Source organism: Rhodoferax sp. (assembly GCF_039922535.1).
Taxonomy (GTDB): Bacteria; Pseudomonadota; Gammaproteobacteria; order Burkholderiales; family Burkholderiaceae_C; genus Rhodoferax_B.
In genome coordinates this window covers 1-7,390 of sequence record NZ_JBDTEM010000070.1, presented here as the reverse complement: position 1 = coordinate 7,390, position 7,390 = coordinate 1, and the positions used below count along the sequence as shown (strand labels likewise).

The 7,390-nt window shown below is 62.2% G+C and carries 9 protein-coding genes; 6 read left to right on the top strand and 3 right to left on the bottom strand.

Annotated elements, in window-relative coordinates; genetic code table 11:
• Window positions 1-166: 166 nt before the first annotated feature.
• On the bottom strand, window positions 167-361 hold the full coding sequence (locus ABI213_RS02835) for a hypothetical protein (RefSeq protein WP_348006348.1): 195 nt from the start codon (window positions 359-361) through the stop codon (window positions 167-169).
• Between the two features lie 133 nt (window positions 362-494).
• On the opposite strand from ABI213_RS02835, the gene ABI213_RS02830 reads away from it, so the two are divergent.
• Window positions 495-812, top strand: coding sequence for a hypothetical protein (locus ABI213_RS02830; RefSeq protein ID WP_348006349.1), 318 nt, complete (start codon window positions 495-497; stop codon window positions 810-812).
• Window positions 813-842: 30 nt separating this feature from the next.
• On the opposite strand, the gene ABI213_RS02825 is transcribed toward ABI213_RS02830, so the two are convergent.
• Entirely contained in the window at window positions 843-2,729 is a 1,887-nt protein-coding gene (locus tag ABI213_RS02825; protein ID WP_348006350.1) for an ATP-binding protein, read from the bottom strand.
• A complete protein-coding gene (locus ABI213_RS02820; protein WP_348006351.1) occupies window positions 2,695-3,396 on the bottom strand; it encodes a response regulator transcription factor in 702 nt (233 codons plus the stop codon). Before ABI213_RS02820 ends, ABI213_RS02825 begins: the two co-directional genes overlap by 35 nt.
• A 255-nt stretch (window positions 3,397-3,651) precedes the next feature.
• On the opposite strand from ABI213_RS02820, the gene ABI213_RS02815 reads away from it, so the two are divergent.
• The 5 genes from ABI213_RS02815 to ABI213_RS02795 form a co-directional block, all read left to right on the top strand.
• Window positions 3,652-4,254: a GNAT family N-acetyltransferase gene (locus ABI213_RS02815; RefSeq protein WP_348006352.1), complete on the top strand. Its 603-nt coding sequence runs from the start codon at window positions 3,652-3,654 to the stop codon at window positions 4,252-4,254.
• Between the two features lie 4 nt (window positions 4,255-4,258).
• Entirely contained in the window at window positions 4,259-5,140 is an 882-nt protein-coding gene (locus ABI213_RS02810) for a patatin-like phospholipase family protein (RefSeq protein ID WP_348014607.1), read from the top strand.
• Window positions 5,141-5,308: 168 nt separating this feature from the next.
• Window positions 5,309-6,361 carry a DUF72 domain-containing protein gene (locus ABI213_RS02805; protein ID WP_348006354.1) on the top strand — a complete coding sequence of 351 codons (1,053 nt, stop codon included), beginning with the start codon at window positions 5,309-5,311 and terminating at the stop codon, window positions 6,359-6,361.
• A gap of 358 nt (window positions 6,362-6,719) precedes the next feature.
• Window positions 6,720-6,902: a plasmid-related protein gene (locus ABI213_RS02800; RefSeq protein ID WP_348026032.1), complete on the top strand. Its 183-nt coding sequence runs from the start codon at window positions 6,720-6,722 to the stop codon at window positions 6,900-6,902.
• A 26-nt stretch (window positions 6,903-6,928) separates the two neighbouring features.
• Window positions 6,929-7,390, top strand: a 462-nt coding sequence (locus tag ABI213_RS02795) for a DNA methyltransferase (protein WP_348026030.1), incomplete at its 3' end; no start/stop codon positions are given.

The following is a 7,390-nucleotide window of genomic DNA, read 5'->3' as shown; positions in this document are numbered from 1 at the left end:
CGCCGGCTTTCAAAATGACGGCCCCCACTGGCACCTCACCCGCTGCGGCCGCCAGGCGTGCCTGGGCCAGGGCGAGTTGCATGGCATCGGAGTCAGTCATGGGGCGAATACTATCGTTTTAATAACTGCCCGCGCAGGTGCTACCTGCGCCAGAGGCCTAAAAAGCTTAAGGTTTTTCATCGGGCATATCGCGCGGTGTTTGCAACGCCGCATCCACCGCTTGCTTGACTTGCTGTGGTATTTGCTGGGCCGATGTCGGGCCTTGGGGTCCGGCCACCAGGGGGGTGATTTGCTTTTTGGCCAGCAGGCTGATGACCACCACCACGAGCAACAAACCCAAAACGCTGAAGACGGCGCGCATCACATTTCCCACTGGTGAACAAGCGTGGATTTTACGGTCTGACCAGCCTATTTCGGGCTGTCGCTATGGATAGCTACAGACCAATCAGGACGCATCTTCAATACTTCCGGCATGGATTTTTAAGGAGCCCACCATGTTGCACGCCACGGTTAAAACTGTTTCTTTTTGCGCCACCGCCCTGCTGGGCATCGCCGCCTGCCTGCCTTTGTCTGCCACGGCGGCGGACGACGAGCTGGTGTTCTTCTGCCCGCCCACCATCATGGCTGCGGTGGGCCAACCCACCACCGGCATCATGTGCGATGCAGAGCACTGCTTCCACCCGCAGTCGCCCGAACTCAGCGCCAAGCAAAAGGCGTTCTTGCAGTCGGCCAGCGGGCAATGCCGGTATTTCACCGCGCAAGAGGTGGTCGACTACTGGCCCAAAGAACCCATCCAGCAGGCCAGCAAGTAAATCACCCCACGCGCAGCGGCAGCAAGCAAGTCAAGCGAGTTGCAGCGGCAGCCAGAGCCGGAACTGCGTGCCACCCGGCACGGTGTCCCAGGCCACCGTGCCACCAATCGCGTGCGCCCGCCGCGCCATGTTGGACAAGCCTCTGCCTAGGCTGTCCTTGGGCTGGAAACCATGGCCGTTGTCGATCAGCAGTACAAACACACCGCCTTCGGCCTCGCCCGTAGCCACCCGCAGTTCAGTGGCACTGGCGTGCTGCAAGGTGTTTGAAATGCCTTCTTGCAATATGCGCAACACATGCAGGGCGCTGCGCGGGTCTAGCCAGGTCAGCGCGGGTACGTCTACCACTTCCCAGCGCAGGTGCAGGCCCGAGCCCGCTAAACGCGGTGCTAGCCGATAGCGCAGCGTGGCCAGCAACAACAGCAAGTCGGCCTCTACCGGCTCCAGCGAATCGACGGTGAGCTTCAGGTCGTCTATGCATTCACGCAGCACCAAGGCCATCTGCGCCTCGCTCAGGCCACCGGATTCGGCCACTTTCAGGGCGCTCATCAGCTGCGAGCCCATGCCGTCGTGGATGTCTTGCATCAGGCGCTGGCGCTCTTGGCTTAATACTTGGCGCTGCTGCGCACCGCGTAGCTGCTCGTAGCTAGCCGCCAGCTCGGCTTCGCGCTCGTGCAGGCGCTGGGCCAGGCGCAGATTCGCCTGCTCGGCGGTGTCCACTGCGCCCACGTAGCGGCTCAAGATGACATACAAAAACATGCCCAGGCGCAAGGTGGTGGAAAACGGCCAAGCGTAGATATGTTCAGGATCCACCAGGTAACTTTGCAGCATCCAATCGTGCACGGCCACCGGCACATGCAACAGGCCGATGCTGGCGGCCACGATGCCCTCGCGACCACCATGCCGCCAGGCAGCCCAGGCCATCAGCAAGGTGCACGGAATGCCCGCTACCAGCGTCAGCAAATACGGCAGCGGTGCCAACGCGTTGATCCACGCCGGGTTCGACAACAGCGGCAAAGTCACCGCACTGGACAGCAACAACAGCCCCAGCAGCATCCGTAACGGCCAGCGCGGTGCCGTGGGCACCAGGGTGCACATGAAGGCGTACCAGGTCACCAGCAGCGCATTGCCCGAATTGATGGTCATCCAGCCAAACCACACGCTGGGCAAGGCGAGCGGCTCCAGCCCCACAAGGAAGCGCTGGCTGCGTAGCACCCACAGCAGCGTAAACAGTGCAAACAATAAATAAGTGCGCTCTTGGCGTAGCAGCCACACCGCAAACGCAAACCCGCCCAGCCCTAGAAACGCGAGACCCATGATCTCGGCAATGCCGGTTTGCAGCAGGCGCCGCAGCCGGTAGCGCGGCCACAGCACCTCCGCCGGTCCAACCCAGAGGCTGGACACCGTGCCGCCTGCACTGGCCATGCTGTCGATGCGCAAGCGCAGCACCCGGGGCACGGGCTGCGTGCCATCGGCATCCAGCGGCACCCACAGCGGGTGGTTAAAGCCGTTCCATACCACGTCGCCCACCGAGCGGAACAGCAGCTTGTCGTCGCCGTAGACGGCGATGCGGCCTATGGTTTGCCAGCGCGGCAGGTACAGCACCAGGCCGCCAGGGGTGGCGGGCAGATCGCCCAAATGCACTTGCAGCCAGGTGACGCGCGGGGCGGCATCCAGCGCGGGTTGCAGGGGTTGCGGCCAGGTATGGGGCAGTGCCACGGTTTGCCAGCTGCCTTCCACCACGGTGGCCTCGGGCGGCAAAGGGGCAAACGAGCCACCGGGGCCGGTCCTCCACTGCGCCTGGTCAATATGCTGTGCGCCGGTGGAATCCAGCCGGTGCGCCAGCCACAGCACCGCGCCCGTCACCACCGCCAGCAGGGCCAGGCTAAGGAGCCAGTAAGCCTTGGACGCGGGCTTCATAAATGGCTTCCAGCTGCGAGCGCACCTTGAGCTTGGCGTAGATGCGACGCACAAAACTCAGCACCGTGTTGCGCGACACGCCCATCAGCACACCAATTTCTTCGTAGCTGAAACCCTTGGTGATGTAGTCCAGCACCTGGCGTTCACGCGGCGACAGGCGGACCTGCTCCTCCTGTGGTACTACGCTGGGTGACAGCGGCATGGGCGCGGACTCAATGGCCATGGCGTGGCGAAACCGGGTCAGCAACTGGCGCGCAATCAGCGGGCTGATGGGGCTGCCACCGGCGTAGACGTTGCGGATTTCCTCCACCGTCAGCGCGGGGGTGCTGTCTTTGAGCAAATAGCCGCTGGCCCCGGCCTCCAGGCTCTGGATCACATGGCCTTCATCGCCAAACACGGTGCTGACCATCACCAGGCACCGCGGCCACTGGCGTTGGGCGGCGCGGATGATGTCCAGGCCCGGCCCGTCCGGCAAGCCCAAATCCACCAGCAGTACGTCAGCGGGAAGCTGCGTCAGCATTTGCCGGGCCTGCAAGCAGTTGCCCGCGGTGCCCAGTAGCTGCATGCCAGGTGCGGCCTGGATGGCATCCGCCAGGGCCCGCGCGAAAAACACGTCGTCTTCCACCAGGGCAACCTGGATGGTCGGGGCAAGGGCGGGTTCGGGCATGGCGATCAGACGGTGTATTTCGCCCCATTGTCGGGGCGCACAGGGCGATCTGTGTGCATGTCACTACGAATAGCTACATACCTTGCTAGTCTTTTAGCAAGGCATTGCATCACCATTTTTGATTTATTTACGCCAACTTACACCCGCCTTTCCCATAGCACACCCTGTTTTTGACTACCGTATGTCGCTACGCATAGGGGCAGACCGTCGGGTGTAAAGCACCAAAAATGCTGGACCGCCCAGGAGTTTGCCGCTATGCCCCACCATGCCAGCCCAACGTCCCAGCCGCCCGACATCTGGCGCCTGCGCGACGGCACCTGCATCACGCTGCGGCCCCTGAGCCCGCACGATGGCCCGCTGTTGGACGACATGCTGGACCGCCTGTCGCCCCGCGCCCGGCACAACCGCTTCCACGGCGGAGTCAACAGCCGCCCTGCTCTGCTGGAGCCGCTAGAGCGCAACGGCCAAGTGGTCTTTGTGCTGACGGCCGAACGCCATGCCCAAATACAGATCGTGGCCGAGGCCCGCTACGCCATGGACCCCGATGCCGATAGCGCCGAGTTCGCCCTGGTGGTAGACGACCGCTGGCAACGCCGGGGCCTGGGTGAGCGGGCCATGCGCGCGTTAAGCAACACCGCAGCCCATGCCGGTCTGCATTGGCTGCACGGTGAGGTGCTGGCCGACAACCGGGCCATGCTGGGGCTGATGCAGCGCTGCCACTTTTGCTGCACGCCGGATGCCGAAGACCCGCAGTTGGTGCATGCCGAATCGGCCCTGCGCATACCTGTAGTCAAACCCGAACCATGGCACTGGCTGCACGCCAAGGTTCGCCGGATGGCTGGAGCCCACCGTGCATAGCCCTTTGTCCCCTTCCTCCCATCTGTCCAGCCTGCCGGAACCGAAATTGGCGCTGGTCGTGGGCAGCGGGGGCGTGCGCAGCATTGCCGCCCTGGGCATGGCCGAGGTGCTGGCGCGCGAAGGCATACGGCCCGACCTGGTAGTGGGCTGCAGCGCCGGGGCGCTGTTTGGCACGCCCATCGCCCTGGGCATGCCGATGGCCGACGCCTTGCGCATCGCCACCACGCTGTGGACCGCCGAAATCACCCAAACCCAGCGCTGGCGGGCGATTCCGCAGATGGTCTGGCCGCGCTGGGGCCGGTTTGATGCCGACTTCAGCCTGCGCGACGACCGGCTCATCCTGGCCCGCATGCAGGCCGCCTTTGGCGACCTGCGGCTGGAGGACTTGCCCCTGCCCTTGCGCATCACCGCCACCGATGCCGCTACCGGCACGGCCGTGGTTCTGCGCCGGGGCCGGGTGGTCGATGCCCTGCGCGCCAGCGTGGCCATGCCCTTCATGTTTGCGCCGCAGCGGGTGGACGGGCGGCGGCTGGTAGATGGCTTCGTGTCCGACCCGCTGCCGGTCAGCGCCGCCAGCGATGCCCATGCCGTGATCGCGCTGGGTTTTGAAGCCCTGATGCCGCAACGCGTCAACAAGCCGTCGCGCATGCTGGCCCAGGTGACATCGGCCATGACCAACAACCTGATGTATGCCCGGCTAGCCAGCGCCGAGGCCGACGGCATGCGGCTGCTACGCGTGTTTCCGCAACTGGAGCGCCGCGTCAGCCTGTTCGACACCGCCGCCATGCCCTACCTGGTAGAGGCCGGGAGGCGCGCCACCGAGGCACTGCTGCCCAACATCATCGCCTTGTTGGAGCGCCGACCACACCTGGCGGCTGCGGCATGACGGTTCAGCGAAAAATTAGGCATGGAATGGCCTTTCAGCGCATATTTCATCTGCGCTAGCAGCTATCTATTAGATAGCATTTGATAGCTTGGTGATTACGCCGTATGTCACGCGGGTGAATTCCGTGCACTGGGGTTCAACTTAAATCCTTAGCGGACAATCATCCCCATGGCGCAGCAACCTCCTCTTTTTCCCGAGTTTGGCGATAACAACAGTGATGCTCAGCCGCCAGCTTCTGTCCTGCGTCCCTCGACCAAACGCGCTACGCCGGTACTTCCGCAGCCACCCGACCCGGCCTGGACCGCGCTGGCCCAAGCCCTGCCACGCCACCTGAGAATGGGCACCTCGTCGTGGACCTACCCCGGTTGGGCTGGTTTGCTGTGGGATGGCGACTACTCCGACACCCTGCTTTCCAAACACGGCCTGGCAGCCTATGCACAACACCCGTTGTTGCGCACCGTGAGCGTGGACCGCAACTTTTACCGCGCCCTCACAGCCAGCCAATACGCAGCTTACGCAGCCCAGGTACCCGACGACTTTCGCTTCGTGGTGAAAGCGCCGAGTCTGGTCACCGATGCCCTGGTGCGCGCCGAAAACGGCCGCGGCCAACAGCCGAACGCCGCTTTCTTGGATGCCAATTTGGCCGTGCAGGAATTCGTATTGCCTGCGCTAGAAGGCCTGGGCTACAAGGTAGGTGCGCTGGTGTTCCAACTCAGTCCGCTGCCACCGCAGTTGTTGGCCCGGATGCCGCAAGTGCTGGCCCGGCTAGGCCGGATGCTGGCCGCCCTGCCCGATTTAAAGTCCATCGCGCCTGACGGGGTGATTGCGGTGGAAGTGCGTGATCCGGCTTTCCTCACGCCCGATTTCACCACCGTGCTGCGCAGCGCGGGCGCGACCTATTGCCTCGGCCTGCACCCCAAGCTGCCACCCATAGCCGAACAACTCGGCATGCTGCGCGCCCTCTGGCCCGGCCCCCTGGTCTGCCGCTGGAACCTGAATCGACTGCATGGTGCCTACGGCTACGAAGATGCCCGTGATTTGTACGCCCCGTTCAATGCCATCGTGGACCCCGACCCGGACACCCGCCTCGCCCTGGCCAAAGCTGTGGCGGGCACCATCGGTCGCGGACAGAATGCTTTTGTCACCATCAGCAACAAGGCCGAAGGCTCGGCACCGCTCACCGTGTGGGCACTGGCACAGGACGTGCTGACTGCGCAATAACGTTGAAATTTAAGAGAAATAGGCCGCTAGCGCTTGTTTCACCTGCACGGGCAGCTATTTATTTGGTAGTGGCGGCCCGTGTTTTACGCGTTTTTATTCCCACTCAGATGTTAACGAGATTGAAAAGTCCAATAAATTCAACAGCTTGTATGACATTTCCAATTTAATACCATGAAAAATACCATGCTCACAAGTAAGTCCTAAAAACACGTACTCAGCGACAGCAACTTAGCGTATTTTGGCGAAGATAGGCTGACCTGTTGCCTGTACTGTGCGGGGATGTGAAAGCTCCATGAAAACGCATCTAGCCTCACCCTCATGGATACACAAATGTGTATCCATCTGCTATTATGAAACGATGTTGCTCAAAGACTCCGGGATGCGCATCAGAGTGGAGAAAGAGCTGCGCGATGCGTTCGTGCAGGCTTGCCGTGCCCAAGATCGAGCCGCTGCCGATGTGCTACGGGACTTCATGCGTGCATTCACCGAGAAGCAGCAACAAGGCCAGGCGAGTCTGTTCGCAGGTACGAAACGAAAATGAAATTGAACATGCGGGCAGACTAATCTATGGCAAAAAAAGCAACCCTCAAACTCGTTCACAGTGCAGAGCAAACGCCTAAAAGCGCTCATCAAGAGGAAGTGATTGATCCAGCGTTCTTGAAAAAGGTTATCGCCGAAGGTGTGATCCAAGGGGACGCGCAAGCCCTACTTCCTCAGCTCCCCAAGGAAAGCGTGGATCTCTTTTTCACCAGCCCCCCCTATGCGGACGCGCGAGCCTACAGCCGCATTCACCCCGACCGCTACGTCGAATGGTTCTTGCCGTTCGCGCGGGCCATGTACGACGCGGCCAAGCCCACGGGTAGCCTCATCATCAACATCAAGAACCGTGTGGCGAACCGTGGCCCTCTGAAGGGCCAGCGGCACCCCTACGTCTATCAGTTGGTGCTGGCTCTTCAAAACATGGGCTGGCGATGGGTCGAGACTTACATATGGTCGAAGCCCAACGCGGTGCCTGGCAAGTTCGGGCCC